Origin of the sequence: Bacillus sp. BS98 (assembly GCF_008432245.1) — a bacterium.
Classification (GTDB): domain Bacteria; phylum Bacillota; class Bacilli; order Bacillales; family Bacillaceae_G; genus Bacillus_A; species Bacillus_A toyonensis.
Genome location: NZ_CP043830.1, coordinates 2,410,885 through 2,437,477, shown reverse-complemented (window position 1 = coordinate 2,437,477; position 26,593 = coordinate 2,410,885). Strand labels below are relative to the sequence as shown.

At 31.2% G+C, this 26,593-nt stretch carries 22 protein-coding genes and 2 pseudogenes; 7 read left to right on the top strand and 17 right to left on the bottom strand.

Going from position 1 to position 26,593, the window contains the following annotated elements:
* Positions 1 to 41: 41 nt before the first annotated feature.
* The 3 genes and pseudogenes from F0362_RS12555 to F0362_RS12545 all read right to left on the bottom strand — a co-directional run bounded on the left by F0362_RS12555 (position 42) and on the right by F0362_RS12545 (position 4,521).
* Entirely contained in the window at positions 42 to 3,212 is a 3,171-nt protein-coding gene (locus F0362_RS12555) for an ATP-binding cassette domain-containing protein (RefSeq protein ID WP_149889794.1), read from the bottom strand.
* Positions 3,213 to 3,291: 79 nt separating this feature from the next.
* Positions 3,292 to 3,772: pseudogene (locus tag F0362_RS12550) on the bottom strand (SRPBCC family protein).
* 185 nt (positions 3,773 to 3,957) lie between these two features.
* Entirely contained in the window at positions 3,958 to 4,521 is a 564-nt protein-coding gene (locus F0362_RS12545) for a class I SAM-dependent methyltransferase (RefSeq protein WP_098643492.1), read from the bottom strand.
* A gap of 252 nt (positions 4,522 to 4,773) precedes the next feature.
* Here F0362_RS12545 and F0362_RS31410 point away from each other — a divergent pair.
* Positions 4,774 to 4,857 (top strand): annotated as a pseudogene (locus tag F0362_RS31410) (IS3 family transposase); the annotation flags it as partial.
* A 59-nt stretch (positions 4,858 to 4,916) separates the two neighbouring features.
* On the opposite strand, the gene F0362_RS12535 reads toward F0362_RS31410, so the two are convergent.
* The 3 genes from F0362_RS12535 to F0362_RS12525 all read right to left on the bottom strand — a co-directional run bounded on the left by F0362_RS12535 (position 4,917) and on the right by F0362_RS12525 (position 9,857).
* Entirely contained in the window at positions 4,917 to 7,151 is a 2,235-nt protein-coding gene (locus F0362_RS12535) for a SpaA isopeptide-forming pilin-related protein (RefSeq protein ID WP_149889792.1), read from the bottom strand.
* Between the two features lie 148 nt (positions 7,152 to 7,299).
* Entirely contained in the window at positions 7,300 to 8,103 is an 804-nt protein-coding gene (locus F0362_RS12530; protein WP_000827935.1) for a class C sortase, read from the bottom strand.
* A gap of 92 nt (positions 8,104 to 8,195) precedes the next feature.
* Complete coding sequence (locus tag F0362_RS12525; RefSeq protein WP_149889791.1) at positions 8,196 to 9,857, bottom strand: SpaA isopeptide-forming pilin-related protein; 1,662 nt, start codon at positions 9,855 to 9,857, stop codon at positions 8,196 to 8,198.
* A gap of 581 nt (positions 9,858 to 10,438) precedes the next feature.
* Here F0362_RS12525 and F0362_RS12520 point away from each other — a divergent pair.
* Entirely contained in the window at positions 10,439 to 11,665 is a 1,227-nt protein-coding gene (locus tag F0362_RS12520; protein ID WP_000162824.1) for an AraC family transcriptional regulator, read from the top strand.
* A 432-nt stretch (positions 11,666 to 12,097) separates the two neighbouring features.
* On the opposite strand, the gene F0362_RS12515 is transcribed toward F0362_RS12520, so the two are convergent.
* Positions 12,098 to 14,752, bottom strand: coding sequence for a M4 family metallopeptidase (locus F0362_RS12515; protein ID WP_149889790.1), 2,655 nt, complete (start codon positions 14,750 to 14,752; stop codon positions 12,098 to 12,100).
* A gap of 540 nt (positions 14,753 to 15,292) precedes the next feature.
* Positions 15,293 to 15,667, bottom strand: coding sequence for a hypothetical protein (locus tag F0362_RS12510; RefSeq protein ID WP_001106151.1), 375 nt, complete (start codon positions 15,665 to 15,667; stop codon positions 15,293 to 15,295).
* A 194-nt stretch (positions 15,668 to 15,861) separates the two neighbouring features.
* On the opposite strand from F0362_RS12510, the gene F0362_RS30540 reads away from it, so the two are divergent.
* Positions 15,862 to 16,026, top strand: coding sequence for a hypothetical protein (locus F0362_RS30540; protein WP_001115306.1), 165 nt, complete (start codon positions 15,862 to 15,864; stop codon positions 16,024 to 16,026).
* Between the two features lie 551 nt (positions 16,027 to 16,577).
* Here F0362_RS30540 and F0362_RS12500 read toward each other — a convergent pair.
* The 4 genes from F0362_RS12500 to yqeK form a co-directional block, all read right to left on the bottom strand.
* Positions 16,578 to 17,426, bottom strand: a complete 849-nt coding sequence (locus F0362_RS12500; RefSeq protein ID WP_000617087.1) for a GNAT family N-acetyltransferase — start codon at positions 17,424 to 17,426, stop codon at positions 16,578 to 16,580.
* Positions 17,427 to 17,507: 81 nt separating this feature from the next.
* Positions 17,508 to 18,245: a 5'-methylthioadenosine/S-adenosylhomocysteine nucleosidase gene (mtnN, locus tag F0362_RS12495; protein ID WP_000215738.1), complete on the bottom strand. Its 738-nt coding sequence runs from the start codon at positions 18,243 to 18,245 to the stop codon at positions 17,508 to 17,510.
* The gene (locus F0362_RS12490) at positions 18,242 to 18,916 is read right to left on the bottom strand and encodes a DUF3885 domain-containing protein (RefSeq protein WP_001176113.1); all 675 of its coding nucleotides are present in this window, start codon (positions 18,914 to 18,916) and stop codon (positions 18,242 to 18,244) included. The genes mtnN and F0362_RS12490 overlap by 4 nt, the downstream gene beginning before the upstream one ends.
* Positions 18,917 to 18,929: 13 nt before the next feature.
* On the bottom strand, positions 18,930 to 19,538 hold the full coding sequence (gene yqeK / locus F0362_RS12485; protein WP_000966606.1) for a bis(5'-nucleosyl)-tetraphosphatase (symmetrical) YqeK: 609 nt from the start codon (positions 19,536 to 19,538) through the stop codon (positions 18,930 to 18,932).
* Between the two features lie 198 nt (positions 19,539 to 19,736).
* Here yqeK and F0362_RS12480 point away from each other — a divergent pair, with 198 nt between their 5' ends.
* The 3 genes from F0362_RS12480 (at position 19,737) to F0362_RS12470 (ending at position 22,777) form a co-directional block, all read left to right on the top strand.
* Complete coding sequence (locus F0362_RS12480) at positions 19,737 to 20,432, top strand: response regulator transcription factor (protein WP_001043192.1); 696 nt, start codon at positions 19,737 to 19,739, stop codon at positions 20,430 to 20,432.
* A complete protein-coding gene (locus tag F0362_RS12475) occupies positions 20,422 to 21,579 on the top strand; it encodes a sensor histidine kinase (RefSeq protein ID WP_001243280.1) in 1,158 nt (385 codons plus the stop codon). Before F0362_RS12480 ends, F0362_RS12475 begins: the two co-directional genes overlap by 11 nt.
* Positions 21,580 to 21,760: 181 nt before the next feature.
* Positions 21,761 to 22,777 carry a D-alanyl-D-alanine carboxypeptidase family protein gene (locus tag F0362_RS12470; protein ID WP_001160069.1) on the top strand — a complete coding sequence of 339 codons (1,017 nt, stop codon included), beginning with the start codon at positions 21,761 to 21,763 and terminating at the stop codon, positions 22,775 to 22,777.
* A 58-nt stretch (positions 22,778 to 22,835) separates the two neighbouring features.
* Here the strand turns inward: F0362_RS12470 and F0362_RS12465 are convergent, their stop codons facing one another.
* The 5 genes from F0362_RS12465 to F0362_RS12445 all read right to left on the bottom strand — a co-directional run bounded on the left by F0362_RS12465 (position 22,836) and on the right by F0362_RS12445 (position 25,640).
* Complete coding sequence (locus F0362_RS12465; RefSeq protein WP_000288861.1) at positions 22,836 to 23,294, bottom strand: DinB family protein; 459 nt, start codon at positions 23,292 to 23,294, stop codon at positions 22,836 to 22,838.
* A 2-nt stretch (positions 23,295 to 23,296) separates the two neighbouring features.
* On the bottom strand, positions 23,297 to 24,037 hold the full coding sequence (locus F0362_RS12460) for an alpha/beta fold hydrolase (RefSeq protein WP_000237661.1): 741 nt from the start codon (positions 24,035 to 24,037) through the stop codon (positions 23,297 to 23,299).
* Positions 24,030 to 24,590, bottom strand: coding sequence for a nucleoside/nucleotide kinase family protein (locus tag F0362_RS12455; RefSeq protein WP_001080627.1), 561 nt, complete (start codon positions 24,588 to 24,590; stop codon positions 24,030 to 24,032). Before F0362_RS12455 ends, F0362_RS12460 begins: the two co-directional genes overlap by 8 nt.
* Before the next feature lie 50 nt (positions 24,591 to 24,640).
* A complete protein-coding gene (locus F0362_RS12450) occupies positions 24,641 to 25,180 on the bottom strand; it encodes a GNAT family N-acetyltransferase (RefSeq protein ID WP_073990635.1) in 540 nt (179 codons plus the stop codon).
* A 103-nt stretch (positions 25,181 to 25,283) separates the two neighbouring features.
* Complete coding sequence (locus F0362_RS12445) at positions 25,284 to 25,640, bottom strand: hypothetical protein (RefSeq protein ID WP_000535569.1); 357 nt, start codon at positions 25,638 to 25,640, stop codon at positions 25,284 to 25,286.
* A gap of 641 nt (positions 25,641 to 26,281) precedes the next feature.
* On the opposite strand from F0362_RS12445, the gene F0362_RS12435 reads away from it, so the two are divergent.
* The gene (locus tag F0362_RS12435) at positions 26,282 to 26,566 is read left to right on the top strand and encodes a hypothetical protein (RefSeq protein ID WP_172624224.1); all 285 of its coding nucleotides are present in this window, start codon (positions 26,282 to 26,284) and stop codon (positions 26,564 to 26,566) included.
* Positions 26,567 to 26,593: the final 27 nt, after the last annotated feature.

Genomic DNA, 26,593 nt, shown 5'->3' with positions numbered 1-26,593 from the left:
ATTTAAAACAGATCAGTTCAACTAAATACAAGTAGTGCAACTTAATTATTTTTCTCCAGACATTCATAAACCACCATCATATCTCGTTTATCCAACTCACGAATACGATTAAAAATCGGTATTTGTGCAACGGCCTCCGTTAATAAACTTTCATCCACAACATCACTAACTGTTCCAGTTAACCATGTTTGCACATCTATGCCATCAACAATTTCTTTAAGCCCTTCATCATTAATACCACTTGCATTACAAGTGACACATGGAATTGTTAATTTAAACACGCCATCATGTAGGTTATCTTCAGTTATAACTTTCTTTCCGTTACAGAATGGACATGGGTTGCTTTTTTTAATTTTATTAATTTGTGTAACTAATTTTTTGTAACCAAATGCTTCGTAAACATATGTTAGTTTTTTATATTTTCCATTTGTGAAATACTGATCTATAATGGTTTCTCTTGTTTCATACACATTAGAAAAATCACAAATAGTTACTTGATTATTGGCGCTAATGGATTCTATATTCCCTTTAATTTCGTCCCAGAATGGTAAAACATTTTGTAACACTATTTCATAATTTGAAAAACTTGCTTGTTCTAATTCGAACATTTTCAGTGCAACTTGCACTTTTCTTGGCAATAAAGAAACATCTTCCGTCAATCTCATATCTCCACCTATTATAGACTTCAATTTAACGAGTGCCGGTAAATTACCAACTGTGTTCAACACTTCATCCATAGGCTGATTAATTATTTCACGAATATCTGAGTTTCCAAACTTAAGCGATTTATGATGATTTAAAACCGTCCCCTCACAAATTGGACATGTCACGATTTCTTTAGATTCCTTAATTTGTTCTTTAATAGCTGCTTTAGAAATCACAATATATCCACCAATGATCGTATTAAATCCTACCCATGTTCTACGTGTCTTACCTTTCTTATCATAAAATGATTTTTCAAAATACCCGTACCAAAATGTATGTTTTTCCTCTTCTGACATATCATTATAGCTCTTTGATAAATCATGACCGAGTTCATTTTTAATTTCTTCAAATAAAAATTCTATTTTTTCATATTGATAAAATTTCAATACTTTCATGATTTCCGGATCGAATAAACCACCCCAAAATGGAACATTTTTATCTTGTATTGTAATGTCTTTATTAAAGATTTCAATCTTAAGGCGACCTGAACAAGATGGACAGTGATTATCCTGTGAATAAAAATCAAAACTTCTCGTATCTTTATTGGTTGGATGGGAAGCTATAATTTGATTAATTAATCCACCAATCTCATATAAGAAACTATATTGACTATACAAATGTCTTTCAAGATCAATAGCAATTATTGGTGCAATTGTATCAGATTCATATTCGCCATAAATTAATCGGGCCATTGATGATAAACTTTTTAAAATACCACCCTTATAAACGTTTTCAGCATTTTTAAAATAGTTATTATGATTTTCTTTTACATAGTGAATTCCTTCTTTACGCTTTAGCGTTGAAGAAATATGTATTTGCGCAGCCTTTTTCACACTACTCTTTTGACGATAATAATCATTATGACTAATAACATCAAGATGTTCTACAGATTCAAGCTGTCTTTTCCCAAAATCAACAATGTAATCCGAACTTTCTAGCATGTAACTATTATGTTCAATCATTATGATTGAGACTGATTCATCTTGTAAAATCCCTCTGACACTATCTATAAATTGATTTAAAATATTTTGTGATAAACCTTTTGAAGGCTCATCAAAAATAAATAAAGTATGTGGGTTTCTTGTGTTGGCAAATAACTCCGACACTAAATGAACACATTGAAACTCACCTGTTGATAATGTTTGTGTTTTTCTTTCTAATGTTAAATAGCCGAGTCCTAATTTGATTAGTAAACTCAAGCGCTTATATGCGATATCTTCATTTGGAAGGTCATCAATAATATCCTCAATTGAACGTTCAAAAATATCATCAATTTCTTCACTATACTTTGTCAGTTTCTTTTTAATATCAAGGAAAGTAGCAACGGTTGATCGACTTGTAATTGACTGATTGCGATCTTGTCCTACCATAACAAGTTTGTCTTTTGGATATCGCTTTTGAAAATCTTTAGCGATACATTCATTAACAAGTGTAGATTTTCCACATCCTGATTCCCCTGTAACAGTTACAAGTCTATTTCTAGGAATCTGAAACTTAGTCATTTGGATATTTCGACAATATAATTCATGGAATGTATAATATTCTGTTGGCATTTCGTTATTTCGTTCTGATAGTAATGGCTTTGGCCTTGGTGATTCTTTCACAATTTTCCCGCCATATTTTCCACTACCAGGTCCAAAGAATAATTGCTCATCAGTTGTATCCAGTACTGTACCTGAATGATCAATGAGCCAAATTTGATTTTTGCACCCTAATTTTTTGATCTCTTCTAATATTTGTAATAATGTTACGTGATCAAGCCCCACAGAAATCTCATCAATAATAATTACTGCATTTTCACTTACTGCCATGAATTCAGCTAAGTAAAGTCGTGTTAATTCTCCACCTGACAACGTACCCATAATTCGATTTAATGTTAAATAGCCAATGTTCATATTAATAATATTTTGCAGTATATGCTGTTTTTCTTCACTAATATTTAATTCTTTTGCTAGTGAAAGAATAGATTCAACACTTAAATCATTAATATTTGAAATTGAATGCGGATTAGCGAACAAATCAATTTCATATTGTTCAATTTCTTCACTATAACGTTTTCCCTTACATTTTTTACACTCAACATTTTTTGTAGTACCACGACCTTTACAACCAGTACACCACCCTAGTTGATTATTAAATGAAAAGACCTCTGGAGAAAGATTAAATACTTCAGCAAGTTTTTCCCGAACCGCTGTAAAAACACCAGTATGAGTACCAATCGTTGAACGCGGATTAGACGAAATCGATGATTTTCCTAGAAAAAGTACTAATGGCATTTCTTCCATCTTAATAGCACTAAAATTTGTTTCCATAATGTTAGGAAATAAATATTGATATTCAGCCTTTGGTAATAAAGAAACTAATCGTTTTTTTGACTCTTCACCAATTGTTTGGCAAAAAGTTGTTTTACCTGATCCAGATAAACCAGCAATTCCAAACGATTTATTAAATGGTATAGTTGCATCCAATTTATTTATGTTATTTGCAATTAATTGATTTACTTTCATATTAACCTCTATTCTTATCTTCTTAAAAAATCATTTTTATAATATAATAATTACATAATTAATATTACCTATTATGTAATTATCCTTTCAGTTCATGAATCTTGAACCTTGTATTTTCCAAACCATTGTTGCCACTCATCTTTTGGAAATTCTTTCTCTTTTCCTTCTAACACGGAAGAAAAAAGTTCTAAACAAATATGCCAACCAGCAATATCTTTCGGTGTATGATCTGTTAATTCATGAATGAATTCTTTAAGAAGTAATAGGGATCCATTTCCTGCTTTATGTATTTCAAATCGGACACGATCTTTATCCCATTTGAATTCAAGTACTGCATTTAGTTGACACTCTAAAATATCAATATTTAAAAATGAACCATCCATCATATCGAACTTTATCATTCCACCTGTTTTAAGGTTTTCAATCTGCAAATTAGACATCCATTTTTTAAGCTTACTGTTTTCAGTTAACACAGACCAAACTTCCTCTATCGTATAAGGAAATTGGCGTTGAAATTTTACAATATACCCATTAGATTGTTTCTCTATCTCAGCTAACATATTTATTCCCCTCACTCTCGCGCAGAATATATGTTCTTATTTTACACGAATTTATACATAAAAGAAATCTATATGGCAACTAAATATTAATTTAATGTGTAGATGACATTTTGAAAATTGATTTATTATAAATAAAAAAGCCGCATTTGCGACTCATGAACTAATACCTACTTTATTTGAATGACTTATCTTTTAATTGCGTCAACAATTAACGATGGAAAACCAAGTTTATCGCCTCGATTCCTAGAATCATACCTTTTCGAACGGAAAATAACCCCGTCATTCGCATCCCAGTCGTTGTAATAAAATTGACCATTTTCATCACAATACTCAAGTAGAACTACCTCAAATCCAGCCGTTTCAAACATTTTCGTTAATGTTTTGTAATTATGAACTATTTTATGACTTGCAGCAGGATGATCTTTCGGCCCAGGTCCGCCTATTTGAACTATATTTTGGTATGTTTCATCCGGAAAAAATGCATCAGGGACGCCGCATCGAATATGACCTGATGGTTTTAAAAATTCATAACAAATTTCAGCTGCTTTTACACCTTCTTCAAACGTAAGATGTTCCCATACGTGCTCAGCTAAAATAGCTGAAATGGAATTGTATTCAAATCTTTCTTCCCAAGTGGTATTGTCTAGTAAATTAAGTTCTTCTTCTTGCGTTTGAATCCAACCTGGATTATTATTAAACACTCCAGCTCCAACTACTACTTTAATTTCATCTTGTTTTATTACCATCATTTTCACCCCGTAAACATTTTGATTTATTAATATATTCTATGTTTACTATAACCTTTCCTGCTTCAACAAATTAAGAAACATATATCCCTCCTCTAATATGAAAGAAAAGTTTAAAGTTGTTTCCGAATGAACTAAGAAGCAAATTGGATTTATTAAATAAAACCATTCAGTCGAATGTAACTTTTCTATTATTCCGTTATGTGGTACTTTAGCGAAAAAATAAATTGTTAAACGTCATAAAAATATAATGATTATTATCACAACAAACGAATTAAGGGGAAATTCAGTAGCATGAGCCCGGTACAATACCGAATTCATGCCATTAAAATTGTCTAATGCAAAATCTGTCTAATTTTATGAAAACAGTTCATTATATATACTGTTTTCATAACTATTTACACATGATTTTTCTTAGAGAAATATAACACACCAAACATTACCAAAATACCAACCACATAAAAAATTGTTGTACCGCTGCCACCAGTATTAGGAATCATCCAATTATTCTTCGCATTTTTTACTGTTATTTTTTGTGTCCTTACTGCCTCTGTAATTTCTACCTCTATTGGATCTCTAAGTAACATATATCCATTTGGTGCTTTTATTTCTTTAATCGTATATTTTCCTAGTACTAATTGCCTGGAAATCACCTTTCCTTTTTCATCTGTTGTTAATCTAGCAACTTCTTTCCCTTCTTTATTTAACACTTGAAATACAGCACCTTTTAGTTTTAAATTGATATCCTTGTCATCAACTTTCTCAATTTCAATTTTCCCACCCGGATCTGGCAATTTCTTATTTCCTATTTTCATTTCTATTACTTTATCTTTTTCTACTTTTACAGCTACTTTATCTTTCAATAATTCATAACCTTTAGGCGCTTCTATTTCCACTAGGCTATAGTTTCCTATTGGTAAATCTTTAGATATCGCTTCTCCTTTTTCATCTGTTATTAACTCTCCAACTACTTTTCCGTTTGAATCTTCTATATAAAACTTTGCTCCTGCTAGCTTTTTATTTTTATCATTTGTGTCTACTTTCACCAGCTTTATTTTCCCTATTGGATCTGGCAATTTCTTATTTCCTATTTTCATTTCTATCACTTTATCTTTTTCTACTTTTACAGCTACTTTATCTTTCAATAATTCGTAACCTTTAGGCGCTTCTACTTCCACTAAGCTATAGTTTCCTATTGGTAAATCTTTAGATATCGCTTCTCCTTTTTCATCTGTTATTAGCTCTCCGACTATTTTTCCCTTTGAATCTTCTATATGAAACTTTGCTCCTGCTAGCTTTTTATTTTTATCATTTGTGTCTACTTTCACAAGCTTTATTTTCCCTATTGGATCTGGCAATTTTTTATTTTCTATTTTCATTTCTATCACTTTATCTTTTTCTACTTTTACAACTACTTTATCTTTCAATAATTCATAGCCTTTAGGCGCTTCTACTTCTACAAGGCTATAGTTTCCTATTGGTAAATCTTTAGATATCGCTTCTCCTTTTTCATCTGTTATTAACTCTCCAGCTACTTTTCCGTTTGAATCTTCTATATGAAACTTTGCTCCTGCTAATTTATTATCATTATTATTACTATCTACTTTTTTTATTTTTATTTTCCCTGTGCTAGGCTTGTTCCAATGTTTCCAGTTAAATTTGAAATTGTGAAATTCGAATCCACCAGTTTGTTGCACTGTACCGACAAATGCTTGTCCATTAATTGAACCGCCTTTTGTTTCTAATACAGCATTTGGAGCAAATACACTTCCAACAACACCATACCCCTCTGCTGTGATTTTTTTCGCATTAGGAAAAACCCAAACCACTTTCCCATATAGCTCAGTAAATGGTGAATCAGAAGAATAGGGTTGTGATGTAGGAATTATATCCGTAGCCCTTCCTATATCGTTCGTGTCATATAAAATAGACCCCTTATTAAAGGTAATCTCTCTTGCATCCGAATACATAACAATAAAATCTTTGTCCTTAGCATTGGGTAAAAATACATCTCTTATTTCTAAATTTATTTTCCCTGTCAATTCTGATGAAACATAAATATTAGGATTGTTTATCTCTTTTCCAATGCCAAAACTCATGTTTGGAATTGGGGTATTCGTTTTATATTGACCTGCATCTTGATTGACTTGGTTCACTATGTTACGAAACTCATTGAATTTCGCATCAATTTCTTGTTTTTCTTTAAAAACAATACGATCATAAGAAGATTGTATTGTACGATCTGGATCACTCTCTTTTGTCATAACGACTATTCCGTTTTGAATGATAAAAGATTCCTCTCTTGATTTTTTAAATTTTCCAGACAATAACAAAGACGGATATCCTTCATCACTCCATTTTTCGCCAACTATATTAGATGTACCTGCCGCTGCACCTACAATCGTATAACCTGATGCATCCATATCACCTTGAACTGCGATTGCACCTTCAACGTCTCCACCAACTGCTTTATGGTTCCCAAAGATAATCGCATTATAACGCGATATGTCACCTAAACCTTTTAAGTCTACCATGGATCCATAAACTTCTTTTGGTACATATATGACAAAACTTACACATATCATTAACAAAACCATTAAATGAATACTTACCAGCTTTAATCGTAGCCTCAATTTCCTTGTTCCCACCTTTACCGTATTTTTTCTACAGTTAAAAAAAGTGAACTTTAATCAGTACGGATTTACTTCATCCCTTCTATACCTTCCTTGCTTATCCCTAAATTAATGGATCCACTGCCCATTATTGCGGGATACATACAATCTATCTAGTTATTTTTTTCTTATAAATTACGACTAGAAACGCACATAACAATAGGATTGGAACTATTACCATCCACTTATTAAACATAAATACCTCTGTACTTATTTCTTGTTTTTCTTTCTGATTGAACTCTACACGCTCACCTCGAACGAGCAATCTATTTGTATTTACTCCATAAGGCGTACATGTAATTAATGTTGTATAATCTTTATTTTCCACAATTTTCAAATCGTCCGTTTCGTGTGGTAAAACTACTTTAATTTGATCTACTTTATAAGCAAGAATTTTGTCTAAAGAGTGAATATAAAAAAGATCTCCTTCACTTAACTTATCTAAATCTGAAAATAATTTTGCTGATGGTAAACCACGATGTCCGGTTAAAATAGTGTGCGTATTCTCACCACCTACCGGGAGTGACGAATAATCTAAATGACCTATCCCCCGACTCAATACTTCTTCAGAGGTACCTTGATAGATTGGCAGTTTTATTTTAATTTTCGATATTTCAATATACCCCATTACATCACCTAAATTTAACGCATCGGCATACGCTTGTTGATTTCTATTTTCCTCAGCAAATGGATCTGCAAATGTTTTCGTGGAAGTTTGAACTTGTTTATTATAGTCAGCTGCTTCTTTTTCCCTACGTTCAATTTCTTTCTTTTGTAGCGCTTTAATCTTCTTATCATAAGAACTAATCTCAGAATAATGAGCACGAGTCGCCAACCAATTACTAATAGTAGGATATAAAAAAATACCTACTCCAAATAAAAAAATACCTCCTAAAAAAAGATTTCGTTTCATATTTCCACCTCTGTATATACTAAAATATCGAAAAGAGGAAAGCATTTTGCTTCTTCCCTTTTCACATCACATGGTTACATGTTCCTAAAACTTTATTTATTAGCAAATTTTTTTCTAAAGAAAACAAACGCTGCTGTAACCATTAACGTAAGGCCTAGTACAGTAAAAAGAGTCGTTCCTATTCCACCGGTTACTGGAAGAATCCATCCACTTTTATTATTTTCTATCGTTAATTTAACCGTTTGATTATTTTCGCTAACCTTTACATCAATTGGGTCTTTTAATAATTGATAAGAAGCTGTTTTACCATCTTCTTTTGTATATGTTGGTGCTTTTGTTTCAAAAATTTGATAGTCTCCGTATGGAATGTTAGACCACTTAATAACACCATTTTCATCTGATACACCTATTACTTCTTTTCCTGCTACAACAACTATTTTCCCATTTTTATCTTTAAGTACAAACTCTGCACCTTTTAATTTCTTCTTATTATCACCATCAATTTTTGATAACTCAATAATTCCAGTTGTCGGAACAACAACTACTGGTTTAGATTCTTTTTCTCCAATTACATCATTTTTATTTGTAAAATCAATTTTTGCTATATTTAAAATTTCCGAACTAGATGGTACTCCTTCTTTTACTTGTGATTTAATTTGTAAATGAAATTCTTTTTTACCATCTAATTTTGTAAAATCTTTTACTGTAGCTGTTACTTTTTGACCTTCTACAGCTACATCTACAACGCTTGCATTTACTTCCGCTCCATCAATCTTCACGATTGGCTTTCCTTGCATCACTAATCGATTGTCCAAAGTATCTGTTACCACATATTTTTTGTATTCTTTAATGTCTTCTGGAATTAATGTTTTAATATCATAATTGTAATTAGTTAACGGATTTATTGGTAACGCTTCCAAATTACCATTAATCTTTTTATCAATAGTTGGTTCTTCATAGTTTTTCAATTCTACTTTAACTACTGTACCAGAAGTAATTGTTCCATCTTCATTAATTGTTCCTGAGTTCTTAATAAAAAACTCGCGTTTAGTTGGATCTATTACATAGCCTTTCGGAGCTTTTGTTTCTTGGAAATAGTATTCTCCATACTCTAATCCTTGCACACGAATATGACCATTAGCATCCGTTACTAAATCTTTTTTCACTTCTGTTCCATCTTTTTTAAATACAGAGAATGCTGCACCCGCTAATGCTTTATCGTTTGCACCAGTTTTTATTAAATCAACTGCACCGCGTTTAATCTCATTTTTTGGATACATATGAACATCATAGTTTAACACCTTACCCTCTTTATTCGTTAATGGAATATCTACTGTATACGTATTTGGATTTAGGTTAACATGTGGAGGGCCTGCCACCTCTTTCACTTCATAACGTCCTAGCGGAAGATCTTTTAATACAGCTTGTCCGTTATCATCAGTTACTACTTGAGATGGAGTTGCCCCCGTTACAGGTTTCACATCTTCTTTCACGATTTTCCTATCATTTGAAATTTTTTCAAACGATGCAACCTTTTTTACTTCAAACGTTACACCTTTTAACGGCTTCACATTTGTTGGCACCTCTTGATTTGCGGAACCATCACCTTCTACTCCTGTTGTTCCCTCTTTTTCTTGTTCGTACTTATGAATTGTTAAAGAACCTTTGGTTGGTGAAGCTGCCTTTACTAATTCATTAGACCACGCTGAAAATGTTAAGAATACAACTAGAAGCACACTTAATATTTTTTTCATTTCTCTATTATCCCCTTTACTACTTCTATCATTTTAAAAATCTATTTTTTACTATTACCATCTAAAAATAAAATTGTGTACAAAGTATTAGCCTTGAACGAATAACATAAAACATAGTTGTCCCCACACCCCATTGTTTACAATCACTGATTCACTGTTCTTATTTCTACTATTACGTCGTCTCCCCGTATGATATATGTAATTTTCTCTCCTACATTTCACTTATGTCTCTACTTCAAAAATAATTATTATTGTTACATAGTAGCTTTCATCGCTAATTTTTACTAATTACTTAGGCGCCAATTCGTTAATCTCCCCCTCTTATCTCTATTTGAATCCAATCTTAAACATTTTTTGATACATGTTAGCAGTAACTAGCAAATAAGTGTGATGATTCATATTTTATGCTACTCCCCAAAACTATTACCTGTATATTCAAATAATATGTGCTATTCATGTTAAATTATGGTATTATTCTTAGAAGTTTATAATTTTTATTGATAAAGTTTTTCCGTTTCTACTTATGAAAAAAGGAATATGTGTTTATTCAACTATCACGCACAACTGTAAGGAGGAAGAATATGACTAAAAAGCTCAGTCTAGTTGAGATAGAGTACATTTGCAATATGTTTTTCCAATCTTTTGAAATTCCAGTTTGTTTTTTAGATTGCGACAAAAATATTCTTTTAGCTTTTACATCAAAAAATGATTCACTTTCATTGTATACATCAAAAATAGAACAGTTACATATGCTTTATCAGAAAAATGATTCATATAATTCTCCCATCTTCAGAACTCACCAACAACTAGGGCACTTCATTTTAATTCACATAAAGAGCGATTATATGGTGAACGGCACTGTTATTATTGGACCTGTAACAGATGTAAGCTTTTCTAAAAACGAAACGGATAGCAGCTTTCATTTTATGCCGAATTATAAAAAAACAAGAGACTATTACTTTTCATTGTCACTCAAAGATCAATATTTCTTTGTAAATATGGCGATTTTGTTCCATAACATTCTTTATAAAAAAATTTCAAATGTAAGTACATTTGCAAATAAAAGTGACTCATTTCATGTAAGTCATAGCAGTATCTTAAACGAAGATGTATATATTTCAATGCAAAATAACGAATCTATCTGTCATAATTTGTATTTAGAGCAACAACTACTTGGAGCTATAGAAAACGGGGATAAAGAAACAGTACTCAAATATTATTATGTATTTCAACATGAGATTCTTTCATCCTTACCTTCATTCCATCAATTAAGAAGACATAAAAACATTTGTATTTCATCCATTACACTCGCTACTAGATATGCGATAAAAGGAGGGCTTCCATCCGGGATTGCTTACAAGATTTATGATCTACACATCCAAAGAACAGAAAATTTAAAAGACAAAGAATCTGTTTGGCATTTATTAAAAAATGTTTTCTGTACTTTTGCAGACCGTGTGAAGGCACAAAAAACACAGCAACATTCACAGACTATTGCTATTTGCAAAAACTACATTTTCAAAAATATTTACAATCCAATATCTGTTAAACAACTTGCTACATTTTCAAACGTGAATTCGGATTATTTATCTATATTATTTAAAAAAGAAGTTGGTATTTCATTAAGTGAATATATTCAGCGTGAACGAATCGAAGAAGCAAAGAAATTATTAACTTTTACAACCTATTCTTTATCTGACATCTGTGCTTCACTCAATTTTACTGATCAAAGCTACTTCACTAAAATTTTTAAAAAATTCACTAACGAAACGCCTGGTAAATACCGGAAATCTCATCTTGTCATATAGGTGAAACTTCCATTAATACAAAGTGTTTTCAGTAATTAATGAATGGCTATTTAAAACTACTCTAACATTCATGAACTTTACGATTCAGGCTATTTTTAAACAACAAAAACACGTTACTATTTTTAATGAGAATAGTAACGTGTTTTTTACGTAATATATTTCTGTAGACAGAATCACATCCAAGCGCAAAGTTTTATGGAAGCCAAATGTACCACTTAGCTACTAACATCTTAGTAAGTAAAAACTTCATCTAAAAATTATTGTGTGTAAAAAAAAGCCAAACTATTTTTCAGTTAGTGATATTCGCCCCTCGGTACCAATAATATAATTTACGCTTAAGACAAACTGCCTTTTTTGTTTTACTTATTTTTCACTTTATTTTTTCTGGATTATGAATTCTTTTCTTCAAATGAATGATGCCTATGCCTGCCATTATTTTTGTATCTTTCTACATTTACGAACCAAAGTGAGTACTGTTGCTGCAATAACCATCAACATGCCCATTATTGCACTGTTAGTTGTACTTGCACCCGTTTTTGGAAGCTCTTTATATGTATATTCTTTTTTATCATAATTACTATTACTAGCAAGACCATTAGCTTTGCTAGTGTCTTTATCTTTCACTAGTACTTTTTGTATTGCCTTTACCTCATTACCTACGGAATCTCTGACACTATATATTATTTCATAAGTATCAGCTTTAGATGTATCTACTTTACCATCAACTTTTACTTTAGAAGTAAGGTCATCATTCTTTTTATTAGTAGCTGATACTCCTACCATTGGGTCAAATTGATCATTCTCATTAATTGTAGTTGTAGCAGGTACTTTTAGTATTGGGTTGTCATTTTTAACTTCTTCTCTAACTTTAACCGTTACAGTTTGTTTTGCAGTTACTTCATGACCTTTAGAGTCTGTAACTGTGTATGTTAATACGTAAGTACCAGCTTTAGATGTATCTACTTTACCATCAACTTTTACTTTAGAAGTAAGATCGCCATCTTCTTTATCAATAGCTAATACTTCTGTCATCGGAACAAATGAATCTCCTACATTAATAGTCACTCCAATAGGCGCTGTTAATTTAGGCTCTATATCTAATATTTCTTCATTTTTCTCTACAATTACAGTCTGCGTATCCGTTGCATTCCCCCCTTGGGAATCGACAACCAAGTAGTTCACAATGTATTTACCTGGTTTAGATGTATCTACATCGCCTTTATGCTGTACACTATTTGTTAAATCACCATCTTCTTTATCAGCAGCTGTTACATTTCTCATCGGGTCAAACGTATCACCTACACGTAGTGTAATTGTAGACGGTACAGTTAACTCTGGGACTTGGTTTTCGGCAGTTTTTTCGTTTTCTTTCACTGTTCCCTTAATTTTTGCTGCATCAAAAGCTTTTTGGACCGCTTGAACCTCAATTGAGTTCGCTCCATATTTGTTTGTTGCAACTTTAAGGCACGCTAATCTCAATTCTGAGAAATTAGAAGTCATGTTCAATTCATCAGTATTTGCATAGTAGAAAATATCAAACATTTTATCTTCACCAATACCATTTACAGTTACACCGTTATGAGTACCACCTTGAGCAATTAAATACGCAACTTTATTAATAATACTTGAGTTGAAATGAATGCCTCCATTATCCTCTCCATTTAAATCATTATATTTACTATAATCATCTGGATATGGTACTCCATTTGAATAATTGATTGAAGATGGATTTTTCATATTACGGAAAACCGATCCAGTTTGTTCTCCTGTTGTCCAGTTAAATTTTCCGTTATTTATGTATTTCTCAATAGCCGTTCCCATAATATCAGATAACGCTTCGTTAATTGCACCAGATTCTCCGAAAAATTCAAGGTTAGATTCGCTAGAGGTAACCGCATGTGTAAATTCATGGCCCACTATATCGAACGATTTCACCATGGGGTCACCATATATAAGCATACTAATATTATTAATATTAGCACTAAATGCATTCTCCCAATTTTTAGGGTTATTTGTTCCTCCAGAATCCCATGCATGTACAACTGATACTACTTTTTTTCCCTTATTATCAAAACTATTACGCTTGTATTTATCTTTATAAAAATCATATACCTTTGTTGCTAAAAAATGAGCACTTACCGCCTTTGGATCAGTAAATGTTGGTGAAGTGCTAGTTACTAATATACCAGGATAATATTTTTCTTCATTTGTAATATCTCTATAATTTACATCATATGTCTCAATTCCTTGCCCTCTTGTGTAATCAGCAAGAGCATATTTCCCATTACTTTGTTCAGAAATACCAAAAGTGCGAGTTATACCTAAATCATCTTTCCCTGTTCCAGTTAGTGATACGAAATTGTTTTTTTTACTTTCCTTTAAAGGTTCAACATGCTCTTCACTTACTTTTAAACCTGATTCTTGTACCATATTTTTCAACATTTCACCATTATCGGCATTCACTAAATAAGTTCCAGATACATAGCTTGGTGTTGCAGCAGCAAATGTAACTTGATATGCATTTGAAGCTTGTCCATTATTTTCATCCACAAAAATAACTTCCTTAACTTCTGGTTCAGAAATGAACTTGATATTGCTCCCGTACTTCGTATAAATATATTGTTTGGCTTCTTCTTTTGATAGCTTAATAGGCTTTTTCAAATCTTCTTGTTTTAAATTTTGCGCGCTATCGCCTGAAACACTTTTAATAACACCCTTATTATCTACGTGTGCAGTTAATTGATGGCCATATACTTCTTTTCCTTCGTATGTTTGCTGCATACGTACGAGTGTAGTCCCATCATACGAACCACGTTTTTGAAAGACTTTATAATCTACTCCTGTTTCTCCATTGACTTGCTTTGGAGAAAGCGCTTGTTCTGTTTTCTCCTTAAGTGCATCCTTTACTACATTTTCTGGTGTCTTTTGTGACGGTTGAGTAAGTTCACCTGAGCGGAACGATTCCTCCTGCATTTGAACTTGTAGTTGATCTGTTTCCTCTGCATGACCTATTCCGTATGGCGCTACAGCTGTTAAAGCCAATCCTGTTGTTAATGCAACTATAGCTATTTCTTTTTTATTTTTCATGATATTTACCTCTTATAATTTCCTAAAATATAAAACTGCTAAAAATTATACTATTCATTCGTATCAAAAAAAAGAAAATAAAAAGTATATAAAATTAAACAAAATCGTATAATTCAATGATGTTAATTCATTATTTAAATATAGTTATTCTAGAAAAATCACTACTTTTAATGAACTTTTCTTTTATAGATATATATAATGGCTGCACTACATCGCTATATATAAGATTCGATAAATTAAATTTCACGTGTAAATTCTCTTTTTTTAAAGATCCAGTTTGAGTTTTCTAAAGTTATCATAGCAAATAAGCCTTAGTAGGTTTCTATTTGCAGATCTTTCTATTTTAATTTTCATCAATAAATGAAGTCATATAAAAGTAAATTGTGTAACACAATATATTAATTACAGATATAAAGCATATTATAAAAAGGTGACTTCTGTAATCAACAAAAGTCACCTTCTTACAATAGATTCGCAATACATATTATCCCAAAAATGTTTATAATGTATAATTTCTATGTAACAAAGAAAAATAATTTATTAACGAGCATTTTCCAAAACTTTTATTAGGTCATTTATATTTTCAATTTTCTGTTGAAACTGATCAAATTTGCTATGTAGCAATGAAGGATTTTTATCTTCTCTTGAAATAACTTGTTTTAATTCGTGTTCTAATTTATCATACGCATCAAAGAAATTATCAAATTCTACACTTACAAGCTCGTCATTTTCACGATAAAATCTTTTTGCTTCTATATAAGTCATATATGATTTATTCAAAAATCCTAATGAAATTAAATATTTAGAAGTGTTTTCTTGATAAATAGCAATATCACATGCTGTTTTAATATCAGAATAAGTCTTTTGAATGAAGCATTGTAATTCAAGAATCTTAAACTTTAAACCATAATTCATTTCATTCCCTCCCATCCTATCTATTCTACATAAAATAATAATATTTTACAAAATAAAATATTATTATGAAAGTGACATTTAAAAAGATAACGAAAGAAGAAACAAATTCAAACTTTTCAATCCTTACTTTTAATCTTCAAATAATCTCTTAATTGTTATATAATAAACTAAATATATAATTAGGAGTAGATGTAATGCCAGAAACATTAGAACTCATTCTTTTCATACTTATAGCAATTAGTGCTGTAGGTTATCTAATAAAAGAAATTCAAAAACCTAAGAAAAGAACGCTTGGAATTTCACTAGAATTTTTAGTTTTTTTCTGGTCAATATGGAGAATATCGACTATCATAATTTAATTTATATAATTCCTCTTCTCTCGATAAACCTTACTATTCAATCAATACTGTAAACAAACCATTGCTTAACCATATGCCTTTAATGGAGCAGATAACTTTTGCTAGCTGCTCTTTTCTTTGTAACCATTATACACAAATTTTCATATAATATAGTCATTCCTTTCTTATAAATTAAGCTCGTCACTTCGGTTATAAAAATGGGATTATATCCTATAACTTTTTTTAGAATCATCCATAATTTATTTCTGAAAAAGTGCTTTGTTTTACTGAAAGGTGGTTGCGGAAACAACCGCCTTTTTATTTTCAAAAAAATCTAATTTCCAAAAAACTATCCACTGCTTTCTGGAACAGTTTTATAATTTCTAACCTGCTTCCTCGTTTCTAATTCAATATGTAATCTCTCGTTATTTTACTGTCACTTTATAAATAACCTTCTAATAAAAAGACCTCCACATATAGTATGTTGGGACTTATTCACGGATTATATATGAGAAATATTTTACGCTCATAGTGCAAAAATAAAAAGCGCAAAGAATAATTCCTTCCGCTTTTTATAACAATAAATACATTTCATATTGTGCTAAAGAATTCTTTTTAAACCCAGATTTCTTTAAAAATCCTTCTAGTAAACTGTTGTTTGGAAAACCAATAGATAAACTTGATAAATTTGATTCTACTCTTGCTACTTGTAATAATTTCATCCCAATCCCAATATTTCTATAATCTTTATCTACGAAAATATAACTAATTTTACCTTGTTCATTTACACATACAGAGCCTTTTAAATCATTATCAACATATGCACCGTAATACGTATTATTTGTTTTTTCAATGTAATCAATATCATTTTGCCAATTTATATGGAAGTTAAGCCATTTCTGAATTTCAAGTTTAAATGTTTGAAATTCTAATCTTTGCACTTCAATATTTTTATTATCTTTATTTGTTAATTTAGTTACATCATTTAAATTATAATAAGAAAGATCATACACTTTTTCATAACCTAATTTGTTATAAAAATGAATCGCCCTATCATTACCTACAATAACTTCAAGAAAAAGTTGCTGGCATTCATTTTGTATCGCTTCTTCTTTATGTAGCTCAAATAACTTTTGACTTACTCCAATGCCGCGAAACTCTGGATGAACAGCTAATGTTCCACAACGCATTGTTTTTATAGTTTCATAAACCTTTATACCACCAAGTATTATGCCAACAGATTTGTCACCATCTAAAGCAAGAAAAGAGTGTTCTAGCGAGTTACCTTCTGGTCCAAAAAATCTTTGTATAAAATCTTCTTTTGAAACATCCATTTTAATAATGTAATCTGAAAATCCATCCTTAAAAGCTCCATACACTAAATCTATACTTACTTCACTACATCTTTTATATTGAATCATATAAATATAATCCTCCGCTTTGGCTTGTTATATACTACATTCAAATACATGAAATGAATTCCTTTCACCTGAATCTTTTAACTATCTATTATTTACTACAGTAATCTCATAAACACGTAAAAAAGCAATTAAATGCTCACATGCTCGTTCACATGCTAACATTTTAAAAACCTTTTGTTCTTCTTTCGTTTTATCATTCGCTTGATCTGAAGCAGCTTTTAAACATAAAAATGGTTTTTTATTTATATGACATACGTAAGCGAAAGCAGCGACTTCTTGATCAACCGCCAATGCTCCGTATACAGTATGCAGTAAATATCTCATTTCGGAACTACGAATACGCTGATCTCCAGATAAGAACGTACCGAAGTGAACTGGATCATAAGATCTTATTTTTTTTATTTTTCTTACAATTGACTTTGTTGTTTCAATAGGTGCTGTTCTACCATCATATAAATTAAAAACATCTTCCCCTGAACCAGCAGCAGTAACATCGTGTTGTATTGCATTAAGTGCTACTACAATGTGACCATTTTTCACCTTATTTGATAAACTTCCGCATATTCCTGTCATAAATAGCTCGTCCGGCTGAAATTCACTTATTAATAATTGTACACAACTAGCACAACTTACTTTGCCAACACCAGTTATTACTGAAATAATTTCCAGATCATTTATATAATGAAAATGAAATTCCCAAGCTGCTCTTTTTTCAATGCGTTCACTCGGATAATGTTGATGCAAATACGTAAGTTCTGGTTCCCATGCGGATACGATTGCGATACGTTTCATTACACACTTCACTTCCCCTACTGTCATTTAAATAAGCTATCTATACTTTCTCGTTCATAATCTGGAATCCACTCTTTGTATTTTTCATATAAGCCTCGTATTATTTCTTTATTCTTCGCAATGACTTCACATCCTCTATCATCATAAATAAACATGACAATATCTTTCGTTGCGTTAATGAGAAATACGTCTGGATAAAAAAACTCTTTTTTGCGTCCAAAACGAGGATAAAGATCTGGAAAATCCTCATGATTAACAGCTTGAATAAGTGGTTCATATTTAATATCTTCCGCAAGACATTTTAAAGAAAATTGAGATGTACAATATAAATCTGCTTCTTCATCTTCAAATAGAAAAGGTAACGTTTCTTGTCTTATACGAAACTTTAAATCTCTCTTTTTAATATATTTATTGTATATATTTATTTTCTGTGGAGTTTTTATATTTTCCTTTTTAAACCGATAAACATTTGCTACTACAAACACTACATCTTCTTTTAAAAATATATCTTCAAATAAGTATTTATTATATGTATATAGTTGAGAGAAGTATTCCATATTTAAATCGTCGGTTCCTTCTACAATTTGATATTTATCTTTCCCAAAATCAAAATGTAGATGATTTTCCCACTGAGAGTATATGGACGGTACTAACGTAACTCCTGGGAATATTTGATTCATATATTCTTTTAACTGCATTTTCATATCCTTTCTACTCTACAAGTTCTTTTAAATACCAATAAGCTTCTTCTAGCCACGGATGTATAACTTTCAATGTATCTTTTCTTTCCCACAAATATGAAATATATACAAAAGCAGCATGTTCTAAAGATTTTTCTAATCCATTTTTTATACCTACTAAGTATGATGGTGTCCCATTTTGATCCCATTCTATTTTATCTGCAACAAATAACACTAAATCCATCTTCGTTGCATGTTTACGCAATGTAGTATGGCAACAAATTGCATCTAAAATCTCTTCATCTTCCACTTTAAATATCTCTTTTACGATTACTCTCGATAGTTTTTGATGAATAATCATTGGAAATTTCCGTTCTTCTTGTAATATTTCGATTCCAACTGCTTCAGCAACTTTAATCCGTTCCTCATTCGGAAAGATTGCACTTATATCATGTAAATACCCTGCAATTTCTGCTTTTTCTTCATTTTCATGAAACATTATCGCTATTTTTCGCGCTTCATTTGCCACACGAATTGAATGTTTATATGTAAATTCTTTATTGTATTTTAATAGAAACTCTTTTATATCATGTTCTATTTTCCCAGTTGGAGTAAATGAACATATTTCATTATATAACACGTTAATCTCCTCCTTATTACGTCCCTTCAATATAATAGGAAATTCAAATAATTCTTCTATTTTTAATTCGTTATGAATGCTTTAATTCCTTTTTAATACGTTACATGAAATTTTATATAAAATCATTGCTACAAAGTACATAAATGTTTGTTATTATAGTAGTGTTGATGATTTGTAAGGAAAGGAACTAACTATATAATGAATAAAAGCATATTAATTATTGATGATGATAAAGATATTGTAGAGTTACTCGCTGTTTATTTACGAAATGAAGGATATAACATTTTTAAAGCTTATGACGGTGATGAAGCAATACAAATGATATCTGCATATGAAGTTGACCTCATGATTTTGGACATTATGATGCCAAAGCGAAATGGATTAGAAGTTTGTCAGGAAGTGCGTGAAAATAATACTGTACCTATCCTTATGCTGAGTGCAAAGGCTGAAGACATGGACAAAATATTAGGGCTTATGACAGGTGCAGATGATTATATGATTAAACCGTTTAATCCACTAGAATTAGTCGCTAGAGTGAAAGCTTTGCTGAGAAGATCCACTTTCCAAAACGCTGCTACTCAAAAGAAAGACGATGGTATCATTCGTATTCGAACAGCTGAAATCCATAAGCATAATCATACTGTTAAAGTAAATAATGAATATATTAAACTTACATCTATTGAATTTGATATTTTATATTTACTAGCGAGCAATACAGGAAGAGTATTTAGTTCCGAAGAAATATTCGAACGTGTTTGGAATGAAGATGGTTATGGTTCAAATAAAACTGTAATGGTTCATATTAGTAATTTACGGGATAAACTTGAAACAGTAATGAATGGAGAAAAATTTATTCATACTGTATGGGGAGTAGGCTATAAAATTGAGAAATGAAGCATTTGATATTTTAAAAGATATCCCAAAATGGAAGATAATTTTTTGGTTTTTATTAGCTATCACTCTTACACCTATTACTGAATTAATTATATATCGCCTCATTACGAGTGTAATCGAGAGTTCACTTACTCTAACCGAACTCGGTAAAGAATTCATTCGGATTTTTGGTTATGAAAAGTATAAAGGGATTAAAGAATCTTTATGGATGATGATTGTTTCTTATTTATTTTTATTTTCTATTTTTTCATCCTATCTATATATTTTTTATCGTCACGAGAGAAAGCTTTACTATGAAACTTGTATAAAAAAAATGATAGAAGAGATTCGTTATATTGCAAATGGAAATTTCAATCATAAAGTTTCCATCGTAAATCATAATTATTTAGAAGAGTTAGCGACTGGGGTCAATCAAATTGTTGAACAATTAAAAGAGTCAATTGACGAAGAAAGACAGGCAGAACAAGCAAAAAGCGAACTAATTACAAATGTATCACATGATTTACGTACTCCCCTTACATCAATAGTTGGATACGTGAATTTAATCCATCATGATAATTATAGAGATGAAGTGGAATTACGTCATTACATACAAGTCATTTATGGTAAAGTAACACGTCTAAATGCATTAATGAATGACTTGTTTGAATACACCCGTGTTCAAAATAAAGAGTTAAGTTTATATTCTGCTCCCATTGATATTGTAGAGCTACTTGGACAATTAACTGTTCAATTCCGAATACAAGTGCAAGAAGCAAATATTCAATGCCGTCCTTCTTTCCCCTCTCAAAAACTCATGGTATTAGCTGATGGAGACAAATTAGTGCGTGTATTTGAAAATCTTATTATAAACGCTATCGCTTATGGAAACGAAGGTGGTTATATTGACCTTACCGCTTATGAAAGCAATAATATGATTACAATTGATATAACAAATTACGGACAACCTATTCCTAGTACAGATTTACCTCATATTTTTGAACGTTTTTATCGTGTTGAAAAATCACGTTCAACAAACACTGGTGGATCAGGACTCGGATTAGCAATTGCAAAAAGTATTGTCGAACTGCATAAAGGAACGATTGAAGTATATAGTGATGACAAGAAAACAACTTTCACTGTAAAACTACTACCATATAAAAATTAATACACCATAATTTTAGGTTCAATTTCTAATATGATAAGAAATTGAACCTTTTATTTTCCATCAATATCCAAAGTTTAATAATCTTTTATAATTCTTTAGAAATTCTTTACCTTTTCTTTCTTCCTAATTAAGCATTCCTTTTTACAATATTATTATTGATGTCATAGTAGGAGGATCGCTTATGCAATTCTTGAAAAAATTCACAATTTTATTATTATCTTTTATTATTACTGCACTTATCGTTTTATATTTTTATCTTTATGTAAATGGTCCAATTATTCAAGCTAAATCAGCTATTTTAATAGATGCTAATTCAGGTGAAGTTATTTATAAAAAAAATGAAGAAACCCCTATACAATCAGCTACTTTGTCTAAATTAATGACAGAGTATATCGTATTGGAACAACTAAATGACGGCAAAATACAGTTAGATGAATCCGTAAAAATAAGTAACGAATTATTCCAAGCGGAAACGACTCCTATGCAAGTAACAGCAAAGGATAAAACGACGGTTCGTGATTTACTTCATGCATTGCTTTTAACAGGAAATAATCGTTCTGCACTCGCACTGGCAGAACACATTGGTGGCAATGAAGATAACTTTACAACGTTAATGAATGAAAAAGCAAAACAGCTACAGTTATCACAGCCATCTCCTTTTCTAAACTCTACTGGAGCTAATCAAGATACAAATAAACAATCGAATACAACAGCGAAAGATGCAGCTAAACTAGCAACGCATTTAGTAAAAGATTTCCCTAATGTACTGAATATGACGAAACTAACCTCTTACCAATTTACCTTCAAAAATTTTCAAGTTTTCAACACAAATAAAATGATTTATTCCCTCAATGAAAACATTAAATTCCAAGGTGTTGATGGCTTGCAAACTAGTTTTTCAACTAACGGTAATAATAGTTTTGTCGGTACTGCAAAACTAGGAGATACTAGGCTTATTTCAGTAATATTAGAATCCGATGAAGAAAACACTACTTTTATTGAAACAAAAAAATTACTTCAGTACGGTTTTGAACCTTCCTCGTACTCTGCACTCCAAGCTTTTAAAGATACTCTTACATCTTGGGCAATATTGCTACAGTTTAAAAATTTAATCATACAAACGATGATGATCTTTTTCATTATTACAATTTTAATGTTTTTACATTTACGTCAAAGAAAATCCGAGGATTTCAACTAAGAAATCTTCTTACATATAAAAACCGACTTGCGTTTACAGTACAAGTCGGTTTTTACGTCTATAATCCTCTTCCAATTAAATTCGCTGAAACGGGCTGAAGATTTAACTCTCTTGCCCATATTGATAGCTGACCTATATGATGAATTTCATGTACGACAACATGTCGTAACACTTCACCATACTTGTACTCTTTATCCGTCCATGAAACTTTTAATATTTTATTCTCTAAGTCTTCTGTCCACGATTGTAAAAATCCCTCTAAATCCTTATTATACAAATGAGATAATGCTTTCACTTTTTGAATAGATTGATAATCCTTAAATTGCGGCTCATCTACTTCTTTTCCTTTCAAATCACAAATCCAGCTATACTCAACATCTACAATATGAAATAATGTTTCTAATATACTTCCAACACCACCAACACGTTTGCGAAGTAATTCTTCCACTGTAAGTTGTTCACACCACTTAAACCAATCTTCTCTTACTTGCCAGTTATATTGAAATACAGTGTACACATTTATCTCTCCCCTACCCCAAGTATCCACTTAACAGCACCTATAATATAATGTGGCTCATCCTTTTGAATATAGTGACCGCTATGTTCTGCAATTATAAATTTACTTTTACTGGATAATTGTAATAATTCTCTTTGTAATTGTAACCATTTCAGTTGTGCAGCTTGCGAATAAAAAGCTTTTTTACCAGCAGCTAGCACGACAAGGGGAATATCGTTCATTGATTTACAATGTCTATCTGCTTCACCTAGACTAAACATAAACTCTTCATATGAACTTTCATATGCAAATTGTTTATAGTAAGCTTCTTGAAATTCTGGAGACATGATTGGCAAAAATACTTCTTTATAATTTTCTGGTGTCGAATCAACCAAAACTGTTCCCAACATATCCTCGGGATAAAAAACCGTAAATAACCGTGCATTTATACCACCAAAAGAATGCCCTACAAAAATATAAGGTGGCTTCAGTTGTAAAAGATTTAAACATGTTCTTAAATCTTTGACCATTTCAGAACTAATACGTTGCTTGAAACTCTTCCCACTTTTCCCTAATCCAGCTCGATCATATGTAAGTATCGTCCCAAATTCCGTCAGTCTTTCAGCAATATAATCCCATGCCTTTGAATAATCCCCGTAGCCTGATTCCATTATAATAACAGGCTGCCGCTTTTTTCCTTGAAATACTTTCGTATACATTTTAAAATCATCAACTTGTACATATTCCTCTATACATTTAACCATTGACAATCACTTCTCTTCGGTCAAGTTCCTCAACAACATGATCAATTATTTCACTTACAGAAAAAGATCCATCCAATACGATATCTGAATTCGGTTTAACAGTATGAATTGCCTCTAAATAAGCTTTTCTCGCATGTGCCATGTAATGTTTTAAATCATTATGTATTTCACTCATAGTATCTTCTTTAAAATCTCGTAAAATTCTTCTAGCCATTGCAATATCTAAAGGTGTGTCAATAAATATAGTTACATCAATGAACTGCCCCATTTCTCTATTTAAGTATGCAAAAGGATAATCTACAATAATATAGTCTAATTTACTATCTCGTATAAGATGCTGAATATCATGAATTAATGGTGTAAGTACCCACTCGTCATAATTCGCTCCATCATCAATCCATTTACAAATATCAGCAGGACAGTTATCAAAGTTATAACTATCAAAAAATAGCGCTTTTGAATTTGTTAACTCATGAGTTAAACTTTCTGTAATAGTAGTTTTACCTCCCCCTGAAACAGCTGCAATTGTGATTACTATAGTCTTTCTATTCATAATTTCCCACCAATCCCTTTTAATTAACATAATAAAATTATAAGAAACTATTATTTTTTATTATTCCATTCATATTCTAGCATACTCATTTCCCATAAATTCCAATACGTTTCTCCTACTTTTTTTGAATCTCTTAATAAACCTTCTTTTACAAATCCTATTTTTTCATAACAAGAAATGGCCGACGTATTAAAATCATACACGCCAAGAGTTACTCTATGTAGTTTTAATTCTTCAAACGCAATATGAAGTACTGCTTTCATCATATGTTTTCCTATTGAACGCCCTCTCATTTTCGTATTACCAACTAACACTTTTCCAATTCTCGCAGACTTATTTATATCGTCTATTTGACCAAGTGAAATATGACCAAGTACTTCTTCAGTCTTTTCATCTATTACTTTGAAAGCGAGTGTATTTGCACTTTCTATATATTTCTCTAATTGCTGTTCGTTTAAAGGATATGTAAATGCATTTCCTGACCACTGTATTAAAAATTGTTCGGAATGAATCCAATTTATTAATTGTTTGAAATCAGATCTTTTAAAGGGCACCAATTTAATCACTCTCATTCTCCTTTCGTACATCACTCTTTATAGCCTCAAACTTATTTCTATATAAAGAATATATTCTCCTTTTATACGAAATTAAAATAAAGCCATTCATCAGAATGGCTTTACAAACAAAGCATAATTATGCTTTATTTGCTACGTCAACACCATTAAAATCAAACTCTGCAGTAATCGTTGTAACAGGAGGGAAAATTGCTTCAATTTTGCAAATGGAGATAATTACTGCAACAGATCCAGGAATAGCTGCAAGCTTAACTACATCGCAACTTACAGACGCAACAGTACCTACATAAGTACGTCCCTCTGTATTAATTTGAACTGTTCGATTAATTAATTTCTTAAGCTCATCTCTAATTCCTTGTACACAAGAATTATCACATTTCTCATGCTTTTCCTTTTTACACTCTTCGAATATCTCCCAACAATCATCCTGTTTACATGTACATTTCTTTTTACAATTATTAAATCGAGAACCCAAAACCTCACCCCCTAATCCTTTCTATTAGTAAAGTATGTCCACTAGCTTAAAAGTGTACGAGGCAAACACATAGAAAGAAAAAAACAAACAATTGTACTAAACATTTTTTTCTTTATTAATTATAAAAACAATTCTTTAACAGTTAGCGGCTTGTTTAGTGAGGGGACTTGGATTTAATTCTGCTGAATTTAAAGTTTAGATAACCTCTTTATCAAAAGAATCTTTTTTTCTTTTAATAAGCCAGCTCCTTTAAGAGTTAGCTGTTTTTCCTATTACTTTACATATACATAGGCTTTGTTTGTAGCAATATAGTATATTTTTTCTCCGCTGTTTTGAAATATACATTCAGAAAAACGTACTCCAAAATAAGATATTATTTATAATCAGAATGTTTTCTTCAACATGTGTTTATTGATAAATGTCATAACCAGTAATTCTCTTCACTATCTCTTGGAAATTAGCATAGTTTTTATGAATTCTATATGTAGTAGAAAGCACTCTATCATATAAAGGTAAAATAATAGGTTTATAAACAAGCCATTTCTTCACTAAAACATAGAATGATAGTAATCCTATTGAAGGGAGGTATAAAAAAATGTCCTGGAATAATGATTGCTGGAGTTCTAAGAAACAGCATTGTTGTGATGACTGGTGGAAGTCTAAAGAAAAGCATCATTGTGATGATGATTGGAGTTCTAAGGAAAAGCATTGTAATGATGATTGGTGGAAATCTAAAGAAAAGCATCATTGTGATGATGATTGGAGTTCTAAGGAAAAGCATTGTAATGATGATTGGTGGAAATCTAAAGAAAAGCATCATTGTGATGATGATTGGAGTTCTAAACGAAATAAGTGTCGTTGTAAATGTTTCTTTATTTGTTGTCATTGTAAAAGAAAACATTGGTAAGATTTTAATGTCAACTTAACGGAAAGAATATGTCTTTTGGGATCGA